Origin of the sequence: Flavobacterium sp. UBA7680, from assembly GCF_002482975.1 — a bacterium.
Classification (GTDB): Bacteria; Bacteroidota; Bacteroidia; order Flavobacteriales; family Flavobacteriaceae; genus Flavobacterium.
Genome location: NZ_DLHA01000019.1, coordinates 181033 through 196591, shown reverse-complemented (window position 1 = coordinate 196591; position 15559 = coordinate 181033). Strand labels below are relative to the sequence as shown.

Below are 15559 nucleotides of genomic sequence, written 5' to 3'. Positions count from 1 at the left end.
ACGTATTAAAAAATAAAACCTAATGATAATACAGAATAAAAAAATTAATAAAACAACATATCTGTTTTTCCTTTTTCTGTTAATGAGTTTAGCAGGCCATTCACAAACGCCTGTAAATCTCAAATGCGAACATTTGGTAAATCCATTAGGAATTGATGTACAACAGCCCAGATTTTCCTGGCAGTTAAACGGTAGCAAGAATAATGTATATCAAACCGCATATCAAATAGAAATTGCCACAGATTCATTTGCTTTAAGCAAAGAAAAAGCAATCATTTGGAATACCGGAAAAGTAATTTCATCAGATATTTTAATTTCTTATAAAGGAGAATCCCTAAAATCTTTTGCAACCTATTTCTGGAGAGTAAAAGTTTGGGATCAGAATAACAAAACGCAAATTTCAAAAATACAGCGTTTTGAAACCGCCATGATGCAATCCAGTGATTGGAAGGGAAGCTGGATTTCAGATTCACATGATATAAATTACAAACCTGCGCCGTATTTCAGAAAAGAAATTTCTACAGAAAAAACAATAAAAAAAGCTCGTGTTTATGTTACAGCCGGAGGATTATATGAATTTTATGTAAACGGAAAAAAAGTCGGAAACCGACTTCTCGACCCAATGTTTACAAAATTTGACAGCCGAAATTTATATGCCACTTTAGACATTACAGACGATTTACAAAAAGGAAAAAATGCTTTTGGAATTTTGTTAGGAAACGGCTGGTACAATCATCAATCGACTGCCGTTTGGAAGTTTGATAAAACAATTTGGAGAAATCGTCCGCGTTGTTTGGTAAACATCAGAATTACCTATTCTGATAATACAACCGAAACAATAGTTACCGATGAAACATGGAAAACAACTGATAGCCCCGTAATTTTCAACAGCATTTATACAGGCGAACATTATGATGCCCGTAAAGAAATCAGCAATTGGAACAAACCTGATTTTAACGACAGCAATTGGAATAAAGCAATAGTTGTAAAAGCGCCATCATCAAACTTGGTATCACAGCAATTGCATCCTATTCGGGTTACCGCTCAGTTAAAACCAACAAAAATTAATCGGGTTAATGATACTTTAACCGTATTTTCATTCCCCAGAAATATTGCAGGAACCGTTCGTTTTTCGATAAAAAATGCAGCTCCGGGAACTATTTTCAGAATAAAACATGCGGAACGTTTGTATCAAAACGGAATGGTTGATCTTTCTAATATCGACTTGCATTATCGCCCAACTGACAATTCAGATCCTTTTCAAACGGATATTTTTATTGTAAAAGGAAATGCCGATGAAAGTTTTTCTCCAAAATTCAATTACAAAGGATTTCAATTTGTAGAAGTAACCTCAAATAAACCTTTTAAATTAAATGACGATTGTCTTTTGGCTTTGGAAATGCACAGTGACGTTCCTTCTGTCGGAAAAATTAAAACTTCAAATGAGGTTTTTAATAAGATTTGGGAAGCCACAAACAGCAGTTATCTCGCCAATTTATTTGGTTATCCAACAGATTGTCCGCAGCGCGAAAAAAACGGATGGACAGGAGATGCGCAAACCAATGTAGAAACCGGATTATACAATTTTGACGGCATTACGATTTACGAAAAATGGCTTGCCGATCATCAGGACGAGCAGCAGCCAGACGGCGGAATTTCTAATATTGTTCCAAATCCCGGAGCTTTTGGATATGAATTTGCAACGGGTCCGGACTGGACGAGTTCGATTGCGATTATTCCGTGGAAAATATATGAGTTTTATGGCGATAGCAGTTTGCTGAATAAGATGTATCCGAACATTAAAAAATATGTAGATTTAATTGATCAAAAATATCCAACAGGTATTACAGATTGGGGATTAGGCGATTGGGTTCCTGTTAAAAGTCAAAGTTCTAAACCGCTTACTTCTACTATGTATTATTATGCAGATGCTTTGATTTTAGCCAAAACAGCCAGACTATTAGGAAAAACGGGCGATGCAGAACACTATTTTAAATTAGCAGCAAAAATTAAAACCGCATTCAACCAACAGTTTTTTAATTCGTCAACAAACTTATATGCCAGCGGAACACAAACCGAATTATCGGGCCCGCTTTATTGGGGATTAGTTCCTGATGAATTCAAACAAAAAGTAGCTGATAATTTGTATAAAAAAGTGCAGGAAACTAATTTTCATTTGGATGTTGGTTTATTAGGAACGAAGTCTTTACTAAATGCTTTAAGCGAAAATGGTTATGCCGATGCGGCGTATAAAATTGCTTCGCAGGAAGATTTTCCTTCGTGGGGTTATTTGATAAAAAACGGGGCTACAACTTTGTATGAAAACTGGCCGCTGCATGTTGAAAAAAACGACGCATCCTTAAATCATATTATGTTTGGAGAAATAGGAGCGTGGATGTACAAAGGATTGGGCGGAATTTTTCCTGATGAAAATGCACCGGGTTTTAAGCACATTCTATTAAAACCAAATTTTGTCAGCGGACTTGATTTTTTTGAATCAGAACATACATCTCCTTACGGCAAAATTGTATCAAACTGGAAACGGGAAAATAAAAATATACTTTATAAAGTAGTTGTTCCGCCAAATTCAAATGCGAGTTTTTATTTAGGCAAGAACAGCACTTTTACTTGCAATTCAAAAGATATTAATGTTACAAATGAAGGAATATATAAAGTGATTCAACTTAAATCGGGTACTTATTCTTTTAAAATTACTGAAGAATAAAAACTTTAGATTCTATTAAAACAAAAAGCATTAGTAACGATTTACTAATGCTTTTTTGGTTTCAAATTAACTGATTATATGGTTATTTCGAATTCAAATCAATTTCATAATTAAAAGAAGTCGCTTTGGCATACACCAAAAATTGTTCTAAAGGTTTTGGTCCGCATCCCCAGGAACCAACGCCTAACGTTTTATGCGAAACACACAAAACAGTTCCTTTACTTTTAGGTAAATCTATTTTGTATTCTACATTTTCCATTTCTTCATCACTGTAGGGCAGCGCAGCAACCTGCAGTAAATCATCGCCTTGTTTGATCGTTAAACCTAAACCATTTTGAGATTTTACATTTGCCCAGCGTACATCTTCATGATTTCCGGCTTCCATAGGTTTTTCATAAGGCGTTAATTGTTCGTTTACAGAACTGGAATAATGACCAACGTCAAAGCCACTTTTTCGATCAGGATAATTTTCCATTGGCCCGCGTCCTAAATAATCAAATTGGTTTAAATCTTTATCTAAAAATAAACGAACACCAATTCGGCCTAAAATTAAATTGGGATCATTAAAACTCACATCATTTGTGATTTTAATAGAACCGTTTCCGCTAATGGTATAAAAAACGTTGTGTATTACTTTAAAGTTTTCTTTACCCGTTCCGGTTAATGTGGCTTTAATTTCAAAACTGCCGCTTGATATTTTTTGTGTTTTTATGTTGCTTGCTGTCCATTTGATTTTTTGTAGACCGTATTTATCCCAATTTTCATAAGCCCACATATCGTCTTTTCTGTGCGGTGCGCGCCATAAATGCAAAAGCGGCCCTCCATTTTCCTGCAAAAGATTTTTACCGTTTTTTTCAATTTTAGAAAACGTCCCTTTGTTTTTATCAAACTCAATTTTAAAATTAGTACCAATAAGCTGAATAAAGTTTTTACTGTTTTTTACAGATAAATCTGCTTCTGCAATATGTTGTAAAATTGGCGGAATATAAACCGGAAGTTCGAATTGCTGTGAAGCTACTTCGTAACCTTTATTGGCCCATAATTCATCTTCAGCAAGAGCAAATGAAATACGTAAAAAATATTCTGAACCCGGTTTATACAAAATATCTAAAGGGATTTTAATCTCTTTTTCTTCACCAGGATTAATAGAACCCGTTTTTAAATCCCCTGAAGCTCTCAAATTGCCATCTTGCGTTAATTCCCATTTGGCAGTAAGACTGTTTAAATTCTTGGTTTCGTAACGGTTTTTAATCGTGAAAAGTCCATTTTTACTGTCTTTATCTACAATCGAAATCCATTGATACGCATGTTTTAATTCCGGATAATGCGGTTTTAATGATCTATCAGAAAAAACAACACCTTTATGAATAAAATACTGATCGTTTGGATATTCGCCAAAACCACCACCAAAAGCCGTTATAGGATGTTTAGAATCACGATTATTATAAATTCCCTGATCTTGCCATTCCCAGATCGCACCGCCAAGCAAAGCCGGATATTTATCAAATAAATCATTGTAGATATCTACAGATCCCATCGAATTAAACATCGCATGCGCATATTCGCATAAATAAAAAGGCTTTGTTAAAGAGGCATCATTAGCATGTTTTTCTAAATTAAAAACATCCGTATACATTTGGCTGTCAATATCTGCCGGATTATTTAACGCAATACCAAAGCCTTCATAATGCGTAGGTCTGGTTGGATCAATTTCTTTAATTGTTTTTAAAGCCGTTCTAAAGTTCACACCGCCCGTTCCGTTTTCATTACCCAAAGACCAGATCAAAACTGAAGGGTGATTTTTAAAATTTTCTGTATTCGCTACATTTCGATCAACAATTGCCGCTTTCATTCGCGGTTCATCATTAAATTCATTCATTGCGCCGTGACATTCTACATTGGCTTCGGCAACTAAATAAAGACCGTATTGATCGCATAATTCATACCATCGCGGATCATTAGAATAATGACTTGTTCTCACATGATTACAATTGGCTTGTTTAATCAAAAGAATATCTTTTATCATTTGTTCTTCTGTAACGGCGTGTCCGTCGTCCGGCCAGTTTTCATGGCGATTAACACCTTTCAGTTTTATCGCAGTGCCATTTACAGTAAACAATCGGCCTTTAATTTCAATTTTTCTAAAACCTGTTTTTGATGATAAGGTTTCGATTGTATTTTTTCCTTCTTTTAAATTGATAACGGTTGTGTAAAGAGAAGGCGTTTCGGCAGTCCATTTTTTAGGATTACTGACATGAAAAGCGACATCAACCGTAATTTCCTGACCCGGTTTCAAAGCCGGAATATTTTTCTTTCCAACAGCTTTACTCACAGGATTTTCTCCATCATAAAGAACAGCTTCAATTAAGCGGGGTTTTGTTGCTGTATTTCCGTAGTTTTTAATTTTAGAAGTAACAATAACTTCGGCATCTTTATAATTTTTATCCAGATTAGTTTTGATGAAATAGTCTCTAATATGCTGCTGCGGCGTACTCCAAAGCGTTACATTTCTAAAAATACCGCTTAATCGCCACATATCCTGATCTTCTAAATAACTTCCGGTTGTAAAACGGTATACTTCGACAGCAAGCGTATTTTTTCCGGCAACAAGATATTTCGTTAAGTCAAATTCTGCAGCATTACGACTGTTTACGCTGTAACCGACTTTTTTGCCATTTACCCAAATAAAGAAACCGGCATCAACACCATCAAAAGTGATTAAAATGCGTCTTCCTTTCCAGTTTTCGGGAACGGTAAAATCACGGCGGTAACTTCCCACAGGATTTCTTTCGTGAAATGCCGTAAATTTTTCGGGCGGCGTACTCATTACTTTAGGAAAATCTTTCTGAAAAATATAATTGTAATTGCTGTAATAAGGCGTTCCATAACCTTCAATCTGCCAGTTTGAAGGCACTTTTATTTCCTTCCAACTAGATACATCATAATCTGTTTTATAAAAGTTTACGGGACGTTTTTGCGGCCAGTCGACCCAGTTGAATTTCCACATTCCGTTTAAACTTTTACTGAAAGTAGAAGCGTGTCGGTTCGCTGCCAGCGCTTCTTTAAGTGAAGCATAAGGCATCAAGGTTGCATGAGCAGTTTCTTTATTTATGCCAATGTTTTCCGGATCTTCAATTTCTTTCGGAACTTTGGCAGTATCCTGAGACGTAAGGTTTTGTTCTAATTTTTGAAAGGCAAAAATTGAATTTTGGTTCAGGATCAGAATTAAAAATAATAAAATTTTGGAAGCTTGATTTTTTAATAATGGTGGCATCATAAATTTAAAATTTCGGTCATTAGTTATCATTATGCTGTTTATTAATTTAAAGAAATGGTTTCTTTTAATCGAATGTCCTTTGATGACGCACCAATTAAAATTTCAAACTCTCCTGCATCGTAACCAAAATCTTTTAGAGCTGTTTTGTAATACGAAAAAGCACTTTCGTCCAGCGTTATTTTGAACTCTTTGGTTTGCCCTTTTTTCAGAAACATTTTGCTAAATCCTTTTAATTCTTTCACGGGTCTTTCGACCGGAGAAACGATATCGCGAACATATAATTGTGCCGCTTCAGCACCATCTGCATTTCCTGTGTTTTTTACCTTAAACGTAACATTAGCAGTAATTTTTCCCTCGTTTTGCTGTAAGGAAACTTTAAGATCGCTGTATTGAAAACTCGTGTAAGATAATCCAAAACCAAAAGCAAACTGCGGTTCAATATTATTTTTATCATAATGTCTGTAGCCTACAAACAAGCCTTCTTTGTATTGCACTCTTTTGTCATTATCGGTATCATAATAATTGTTGTAAGTGGCATTGTCTTTCCAGTTTTTTTCGAAACTTACCGGAAGTTTTCCACTCGGATTTACTTTTCCCAGTAAAATATCTGCCAAAGCGGCACCGCCTCCTTGTCCGGCATAAAAAGTATGAACAAGGCCTTTAATGTTTGGAAGCCAGTTTTGCATATACACATTTCCTCCGGCATTTAAAACCACAATAGTATTGGGATTTGCTTTTGCAACCACTTTTATCAATTCTTCCTGAGCTTCGGGAAGTTCAAACGGTCTTTCGTCTCCTTCATGTTCAATCTGCTGATTAAAACCTACGCAAAGAATAGCAATATCTGCTTCGGAAGCTAGTTTTATAGCTTCGTTGAAATTTTCTTCTTTTGGTTCAAACCAGGCAAATGTTATAGAAGCGTCTCCGCTATTTTCATAATATTCAAGTCTTACTTTGTATTCTGTATCAGCATTTAAAGTAAGTTCAGCATTTTTTTCGATTGGGCCGTGATCGCTCCAGTAATCCAGCACAATTTTGTCGTTGATAAACAGTCTGTAGCCATCATCGCCTCGAACAGCAAATTTATAAACAGCAGTTTTTGTTGGTTTGATAATGCCTGTCCATCTTACGGAAAAATTATCCTGCCCCATTCCAATAACATTTGGAGTCTGAACCCACGAGAAATCGACAATTTTATCCTTTCTTACTTCCAATGGAATTCCCGATAACTCTTTATTATTGAAATATTCTGCTTTCAAACCAACAGTTTGAGAACCCGGTTCTAAATAAAAAACAGATTGTTCAGACAAGGCATTCAAACTCGGAATCCCCATTGCATACGTTACAGTGCTATTTTTTGCAGCAGTTTTAAATCCGTTATAATATGAGATAAAATGAAAAGGTTCTGTTTGAGAACTTCCGCCGCCTGCATTAAATGAATTGGCATTTGGTCCGATAAAAGCAATTTTTTTAGTTTTTGTAGGATTTATTGGAAGAATGTTATTTTCATTTTTTAGAAGAACAATTCCTTCCTGAGCGATTTTTAATGCTGCTTTGGCACTTTTAGGATCATCTTTCGGAATACTTTCGTCGGTTTGTTTTCGGTCAAAAAAGCCGTAGCTGAAACAAACCCTTAAAATTCGTGAAACCTTATCATTTAAAGTTGTTTCCTGAATTTCGCCATTTTTTAAAGCGGGCAGAAGTAATGTTGGAAGCATATGTTCATCACCCGGCATTTCGAGATCTGTTCCGTTTTTAAATGCAGCTATTCCGTCATGAACGCCGCCCCAGTCAGACATTAAAATGCCGTCGAATTTCCAGTCTTTTTTTAGAATGTCTAAATTCAAATGAGCATTTTGCGAAGTATGTTCTCCGTTTAACAAGTTATAACTGTTCATAACTGCGCCGACTTTTGCTTTTTGAACGGCAGCTTTAAAAGCAGGCAGATAAATTTCCTGAAGGGTTCGTTCATCAATATCCGAAGAAACAAAATTTCGATCGTATTCCTGATTGTTCGCGGCAAAATGTTTTACAGTTGCCACCACACGCTGACTTTGAACTCCTTTTATATAATTAACGGCTAACGCTGCTGAGAGAAACGGATCTTCTCCCAAATATTCAAAGTTGCGTCCTGTCATAGGAGCACGCGCAATATTTACGCCGGGCCATAAAAGAAAATTGATACCTCTGGAACGTGAATCCCTTGCTAATGCAACGCCCAGATCGTAAACCAAACTGGTATTCCATGTGGCAGCATTCATTACGCTGGCAGGGTAGGCGGTGCTTTTTCCGTAGGATTTTGTTCCTACAGGCCCGTCACTCATTTTAAATTGTGGAATCCCTAACCGTTTGATTTCTTTGGTATACATCCAGTTGGTACCATTTATGTAATTTACTTTTTCCTCCAGTGTCATGCGGCCGAGTAAATCTTTGACCCGTTCTTCAACTGGCGCTTTGGGGTCTTTGTAGACTTGTGCATTCAAGGCAAATGTTGTGGTTAACAAGCCTATGATAATTGTTTTTTTCATGTGGTTTATTTTGCGGTAGTAGTTTTAAGTTTTGTTGAATAGCAATTTTTTGGTTTTGAAAAATTAAACATTTAATAATTCAATAAAAATACTAAAACGTTTTAGTATTTGAAAATATTTTTTTTACATTTGATAAAAAATTATGTGATTTTTTTTAGTTACTATAGTTTTTTGTGAGTTTTTATATGGATGATACTAACAAATACTTATTATGAATAAAATACTATTATGGTCTGTTACCGCCGCATTGGCCGGGTTTTTATTTGGTTTTGATACCGTTGTAATTTCTGGTGCAGACACTAAACTGCAGGAATTATGGCATACATCTGATGTTTTTCATGGATCTGTTGTTATGGCAATGGCGCTTTGGGGAACGGTTGTGGGTGCCATTTTTGGCGGAATTCCCACGAACAAATTAGGACGTAAAAAAACGCTGATCTGGATTGGTATTTTATTTTTGGTTTCGGCAATAGGTTCTTCATTGGCAAATGATCCGTGGACTTTTGCTTTCTTTAGATTTTTAGGCGGATTGGGAATTGGTGCTTCAACCATTGCGGCTCCGGCTTATGTTTCTGAAATTGCTCCGGCAAAAGACAGAGGGCGATTGGTTTCACTGTATCAGTTTAATATTGTTTTGGGAATTTTAATGGCGTTTTTGTCTAATTATTTATTGCGTGATGCGGGCGAAAATGCCTGGCGATGGATGATTGGTATAATGGCATTTCCTGCATTTTTTTATACGATTGTAGTATTTACAATTCCAGAAAGTCCAAGATGGCTGTTATCAAAATCAAAAATTACTGAAGCAAAAGCAGTTTTAGAAAAAATAGATCCGACAGCTAAAATTGAAGATTTACTGCACGAAATGCATTTGGGAAACGATAATGAAAACAATAAAGGCGAAACTATATTTTTAAAGAAATACCGATTTCCGTTGTTATTAGCATTTCTGATCGCTGTATTCAATCAATTTTCGGGGATTAACGCTTTTTTGTATTATGCTCCAAGAATTTTTGCAGAAGCAGGATTGGGCGAAAGTGCCGCTTTAATGAGCAGTGTAGGCATCGGAATAACCAATTTAATATTTACACTTTTCGGTGTTTTTTTAATTGATGTTTTAGGAAGAAAAATTTTGATGTACATAGGATCAATAGGATATGTCATTTCCTTAGGATTAGTTGCGGCGGCATTTTTCTTTAAATGGGAAGGACTGCAGGTTCCAATTTTTCTGTTTTTATTTATAGCTTCACACGCAATAGGACAAGGTGCGGTAATTTGGGTTTTTATTTCAGAAATATTTCCAAACCATTTAAGAGCCAGCGGTCAGGCATTTGGATCTTCCACACATTGGGTTTTGGCTGCCATTATTCCATCTATGATTCCGTTTTTATTCTCTACAATTGGAGCAGCAGCCGTATTTTTGATTTTTGCCATTATGATGGTTTTCCAGTTGTTTTTTGTCATTTTCATGATGCCGGAAACCAAAGGAAAAACGCTGGAAGAACTTCAGGAAACAATTTTGAAGTAATTATTAATTAACAATTAATTTTCGTTTGCATTAATAAACTCCGATGGCGACATCGAAAAGCTTTTTTGGAAATTCCTGCTGAAGCTGGACTGCGAATTGTAGCCTACTATTTCGGCAATTTCATACACTTTGTATTTGCCGGAAAGCAGTAATTCGGCGGCTTTTTTCAAACGGGCGTTATTAATCAGTTCGTTCGGACTTAGGTTGGAAATATCTTTAATTTTTCGGTATAAAGTTGAACGGCTCATGTGTAAAATATCGGCAAGAGATTCAACACTTAAATTCGTGTCAGCCATATTTTGATCGATAATATCATCCAGTTTTTTAATAAATTCTTCGTCGATGGTATTATGGGCAATAGATTTTAAATGCGATAAAGGAGAACTCGCATAATACTCCATAACGTGACGTCTGTTTGATAGTAAATTATCAATTTGTGCCAGAATAAAATCCATTGAAAATGGTTTCGGAATATAAGCATCAGCTCCAGATTCGAGGCCTTTAATACGAGTTTGGATAGCACTTAAAGCAGTCAATAAAATCACCGGAATATGACTGGTTTCAATATTAGATTTAATACGGCTGCACAATTCGATTCCGTCCATTATTGGCATTGTAATATCGCTTATGACAATATGAATCGTTTGATTGTGAATAATCTTTAAAGCTTCTTCACCGTTTGCCGCTTTATAGATTTTATATTCTTTACTCAATTCTTTACTCATAAAATTGAGAAGTTCAAGATTATCTTCCACAATCAGGATTTGGGTTTTTACATTTTTAGCCGTAATCTCATTTTCAAATTCTTCATCATTATCTTTTACCGTATCAGCCGAATCTTTATACAAATGAAATTCACTTTGCTGACGCAGCGGCAGTCTCAAAACAAAAGTATTCATAGAATCGTCTACAAACTGTAGTTTTAAAGTTCCGTTATGCAGTTCTGTCAAAGAGTGGGCGAGCGATAAACCAATTCCAGTTCCGGTTTGTGTTTCAGAACCTAAAATTCTAAAGAAAGGTTCGAAAATTTTACTTTTAAGACTTTTCGGAATTAAATTTCCATCGTTCTTTACGATAAATTCCAGTGAATCTTCATCTCTGAACAAAGTAATAATCACTTCTTTTTTAGCATATTTAATGGCATTGCTAATTAAATTGGTCAGGATTTTTCGAATCGCTTCTTCATCAACAAAAGCGTAGATATTTTTTTCTCCCAGTTCCAATTCTAAATGAATATTTCTTTCTTCAATTAAAGGTGTAAACTGCGAGTGTAATTGTCTCACTAATAATGAAATATTTGTTTCCACAAAAGTCAGTCCCAAACCTTCCATTTCTGTTTTTCTAAAGTCCAGAAGCTCGTTTACCAAATTCAATAAACGGGAAGTATTTTTCTCCATTATAGATAAATTCGGGATAATTTCCGGAGACTCGTACGTTCTTTTTAATAAACTTTCTAACGGACTTTTAATCAGTGTTAAAGGCGTTCGTATTTCATGCGCTACATTCGTAAAGAATTCGATTTTAGCATGATAAATTTCTTTCTCTTTCTCGTTATTCAGGTTGGCAATTTTCTGGTTATTTTCCTTGATATTCATATGATGATATCTACGTAAAAGCCAGTAAAGACATCCCGAAATAATTAAAAAATACAAGAAAAAAGCATAACCGCTTGCCCAAAAAGGTGGTAAAATGGTAATTTCTACCACAGCTTCTTTGCTCCAGATTCCGCCTGCACTTAACGATTTTACCCTGAATTTATAACTGCCGGAAGGAAGTTCCGTAAAAAACACTTTATTGTTTTTATTGAGATAAACCCAGTCATCGCTGATTCCGTCGAGTTTATACCAATATTGCGTAAGTTCGGGTGCAGTATAACTCAGCGAAGCAAAATCAATATTAAAATTAGACTGATAATTTTTTAAAGTAATTTTTTTGATATACGAAACAGATTCATCTAGCGGAGAATCTTTATCATTTACAATTACATCCTGATTATTGATTTGAAGTCCCGTAATAAAAATAGGAGGATTGTATTTGTAAGTGCTGAAATTTTTAGGATTAAAACTAATCATTCCGTTCAGATTTCCAAAATACATATCGCCATTAGAATCCCTAAAAGCAGAACTGTAATTAAACTGATCGCTCAGTAAACCGTTTGCCGTCGTGAAAATTTTAACTGCTTTTGTTTTATAATTGAATTTTACTAATCCTTTTGAAGTGGTTATGCATAAATTCTGATTTTCATCTTGCAAAATAGAATAGATTACATTGCTCGAAAAACCATCTTTAGTCGTAAATTTTTTGAATACTTTCGTTTTAAAATCAAATAAATTCAAACCATTTTCGGTTGCAATCCAAAGGTTATTTTGCTTGTCCTGAAAAATCGAAGTGATAAAATCATTGCTAATACTTTTATCCTCTTTAAAATCGTGTCTGTAAACTGCTTTTTCTTTCGTTTTTGGATTATAATAAAACAATCCGTCGCGATAAGATCCCGCCCATAAATTCCCGTCTTTGTCGTTAAACATACAGGTAAAATGTGTGCTTTCTGAAAAATAATCACAGATTTTAAAACTGTCATTTTTCTCATCATACAAATAAATTCCAACAGACGTTACTACGTATAATTTCTTATCGGGAGTTTCGTAAAACGTAACAATAAAATCACTTTTAAAACTGCTCGTAGTATGGTCATAATGTTTGATAACCCTTCCGGTTGCAGCGTCCATAACGTCAAGTCCGTGCTCAAAAGTTCCAATCCAGATTTTATTTCCTCTGGGTAAAACGCCGTGTATATTATAAAACGAAAGTCCCGATTTTGTTCCGTCGGGTTTAAAATTTACAAATTTCTTGGTCTGTAAATTAAACTTGTTGATTCCGGCATCTTCCGTACCAATCCAGAGATTCCCGTGATCGTCTTTGTGAATTTCCCGAACGGCACTTCCAACAATTGCATTTTCACTTTTTCGCGGAAAGTATTTCTTAAACTGATCGTATTGTTTTTGATGATAATTGACACCGCCAAAATAAGTTCCAATCCAGACACCGTTTTCTTTATCAATCGTAATACAATACGCCGCATTGTCTGAAATGGCGTAAGGATCACTCGGACTTTTGCGTAAATTTCGGGTTGTTTTATCTTTTAAATTATAAATATAAACACCAGATTCGCTGGCAATCCACAATTCATTTTTGTTTCTTTTAAACTGACGGACAAAAACCGGTTTTTCGACATCATTAATAAATGGCGCAGTTTTTCCCGTTGCGACATCATATTTGTAAATGCCATGATCTCGCGTTCCAATTAGAATGGAATTGGCATCTAAGGCATAAATTACAGAGATTGAAAAAGTGCTGTTGGGCATTTGCACTTTAATCTTATCAAAACTCTGAGTCGCTTCAGAATATCGGTATAAATCATCGTAAGAAGAAACCCAGATCACACCATTTTTATCGCAGGTTATAGAAGTGGCATAAAAGGAATTTCTGCCGTCAAACATTCTGGTTTCTTTCGTGTCAACATTATATTTAATTAATGTTCCAATAGAAATAAACCATAAATTATTCTTTAAATCATTGTCAATATCATTAATGCGGTTGTTGATGGCTTCGTTTATAAAGGTAAATTTTTCCAGTTTTTTATCATAAGAATACAATCCTTTATCAGTTCCTACCCAGATATAATTTTTGAATTCATGCAGTGACTGAATGTAGTTTATTCCTAAGGAAGTTTTAGGATCTGCACCGCTTCGGAAGGTCTTAAAATGATAACCGTCAAAACGGTTCAAACCGTCTTTGGTACCAAACCACAAAAATCCGTCTTTATCCTGAATAGAAGCCAAAACGGTATTGTTAGACATTCCATTTTCAACCTTATAATGTTTAAAATAATATTCCTGACTAAAAATGGTAGTAGACAAAAAGAAAAAGTAAGCTAATGTCCCAAGTTTTAAAAAGCGCTGCATGTAAATGTCTTTATTAATTTTTTATAAAAATAGTTTCCCCTTTTGTGTCACAAGCATTCATTTTGATTTTTATCTCGCTTTTGCCTTGTTTTAAAAGGACATTTGAACCATTTGAACACAATTGTGAAACAAAATGAGATAAAAATAAAGTGAGCTGTGTGCTACTTTGGTCAAAAATTAAATTGATATTTTTTTAATATATAAATTATGGAATTGTTGAAAAATAAGCAAAATATTTTGAAAGGACTCAAAATAAACAGCAATAGAGCGATTGCAATATTACTTATATTTTTAATAATACAAATGAAATTGTTAAAAGTTATTTTTTAAAATCATATCGAATAAACTAACCTAAAAACCAAAAACAAAAACGACCAGTAATGGATCAAAAAAACACCAAAAGTTATTTATGAAAAGAAAAAAATCCATATTAAAACAAACTCTGTTGTTAATGCTGTTTGGTATCACAGGCAATATTGCATCGGCGCAGCAAACCTTTTCGAATCCTATTCTGGATTACGGGCCAGACCCTTACAGCACGTATCATGATGGTTATTATTACTACACGCATACCATGCAGGATCGTTTGGTGCTTTTAAAATCTAAAAATCTGGCAGATTTAAAAAATGCCGAAAAGAAAACCATTTGGATTGCGCCTAAAAACACCGATTATTCTGCTGAAATCTGGGCACCGGAATTTCATTTCATCAACAACAAATGGTATGTGTATTTTGCTGCAGACAATGGTTCTAACAATACACACCGAATGTATGTTTTAGAAAATGCTTCGAAAAATCCGATGGAAGGAGAATGGGTTTTTAAAGGAAAAATTGCAGCCGAAACAGATAAATGGGCAATTGACGGAAATGTGTTCACCTACAAAAAACAATTGTACATGATTTGGTCTGGCTGGGAGGGAGATACCAACGGACAGCAGAATATTTACATCGCTAAAATGAAAAGCCCGACACAAATTGATGGAGACAGAGTGAGAATTTCAAGTCCGTCAAATCCTTGGGAATTATTTGGTGCATTGCATGACGATGTAAATCCGCCGCAGGTAAACGTAAACGAAGGACCTCAATTTTTATCTCATAAAAATAAAGTGTTTATTGTTTTTTCTGCAAGCGGATGTTGGACAGATAATTACAGTTTGGGACTTTTAACCTTTACAGGGAAAGATAATTTACTGGATGCTTCGGCATGGGTAAAATCGGATAAGCCTATTTTATGTCAATCCGATAAAAGTAAAGTATATGCCCCGGGACATAATTCGTTTTTTAAATCGCCAAACGGTAAAGAAGACTGGATTTTGTACCATGCTAATTCTAATCCGGGAGAAGGCTGCGGCGAAAAAAGGTCACCAAGAATGCAGCAGATCAAATGGGATAAAAGCGGAAATCCGGTAATTGGAGATCCAATGTCGGAAGAAGCTGTATTGGCTATTCCGGCTATGTAAGAGTACTATTTTTAAAACAAAATAAAACTGTCTTTTGGCTTGTTATTTTATTGACGGGACAAAAGGCAGTTCATAGC

Annotated in this window: 6 protein-coding genes; 3 read left to right on the top strand and 3 right to left on the bottom strand. The window is 35.1% G+C overall.

Features of this window, described 5'->3' with window-relative positions; genetic code table 11:
* Positions 1-22: 22 nt before the first annotated feature.
* Positions 23-2725, top strand: coding sequence for a glycoside hydrolase family 78 protein (locus B3C18_RS05785; protein WP_291143800.1), 2703 nt, complete (start codon positions 23-25; stop codon positions 2723-2725).
* An 82-nt stretch (positions 2726-2807) separates the two neighbouring features.
* Here the strand turns inward: B3C18_RS05785 and B3C18_RS05780 are convergent, their stop codons facing one another.
* Both B3C18_RS05780 and B3C18_RS05775 read right to left on the bottom strand, forming a co-directional pair.
* On the bottom strand, positions 2808-6002 hold the full coding sequence (locus tag B3C18_RS05780) for a glycoside hydrolase family 2 TIM barrel-domain containing protein (RefSeq protein ID WP_291143799.1): 3195 nt from the start codon (positions 6000-6002) through the stop codon (positions 2808-2810).
* 41 nt (positions 6003-6043) lie between these two features.
* On the bottom strand, positions 6044-8530 hold the full coding sequence (locus B3C18_RS05775; RefSeq protein ID WP_291143798.1) for a beta-glucosidase: 2487 nt from the start codon (positions 8528-8530) through the stop codon (positions 6044-6046).
* 211 nt (positions 8531-8741) lie between these two features.
* Here B3C18_RS05775 and B3C18_RS05770 point away from each other — a divergent pair, with 211 nt between their 5' ends.
* Positions 8742-10058, top strand: coding sequence for a sugar porter family MFS transporter (locus B3C18_RS05770; RefSeq protein WP_291143797.1), 1317 nt, complete (start codon positions 8742-8744; stop codon positions 10056-10058).
* 14 nt (positions 10059-10072) lie between these two features.
* Here the strand turns inward: B3C18_RS05770 and B3C18_RS05765 are convergent, their stop codons facing one another.
* On the bottom strand, positions 10073-14023 hold the full coding sequence (locus tag B3C18_RS05765) for a hybrid sensor histidine kinase/response regulator transcription factor (RefSeq protein ID WP_291143796.1): 3951 nt from the start codon (positions 14021-14023) through the stop codon (positions 10073-10075).
* Between the two features lie 409 nt (positions 14024-14432).
* Between B3C18_RS05765 and B3C18_RS05760 the strand changes: the two genes are divergently transcribed.
* A complete protein-coding gene (locus B3C18_RS05760; RefSeq protein WP_291143792.1) occupies positions 14433-15482 on the top strand; it encodes a glycoside hydrolase family 43 protein in 1050 nt (349 codons plus the stop codon).
* Positions 15483-15559 lie beyond the last annotated feature (77 nt).

Bases quoted from the DNA above. Each gene is read 5' to 3' on its own strand.
- B3C18_RS05770 (WP_291143797.1), top strand. From the start codon at position 8,742: ATGAATAAAATACTATTATGGTCTGTTACCGCCGCATTGGCCGGGTTT.
- B3C18_RS05785 (WP_291143800.1), top strand. From the start codon at position 23: ATGATAATACAGAATAAAAAAATTAATAAAACAACATATCTGTTTTTC.
- B3C18_RS05775 (WP_291143798.1), bottom strand. From the start codon at position 8,530: ATGAAAAAAACAATTATCATAGGCTTGTTAACCACAACATTTGCCTTG.
- B3C18_RS05780 (WP_291143799.1), bottom strand. From the start codon at position 6,002: ATGATGCCACCATTATTAAAAAATCAAGCTTCCAAAATTTTATTATTT.
- B3C18_RS05760 (WP_291143792.1), top strand. From the start codon at position 14,433: ATGAAAAGAAAAAAATCCATATTAAAACAAACTCTGTTGTTAATGCTG.
- B3C18_RS05765 (WP_291143796.1), bottom strand. From the start codon at position 14,023: ATGCAGCGCTTTTTAAAACTTGGGACATTAGCTTACTTTTTCTTTTTG.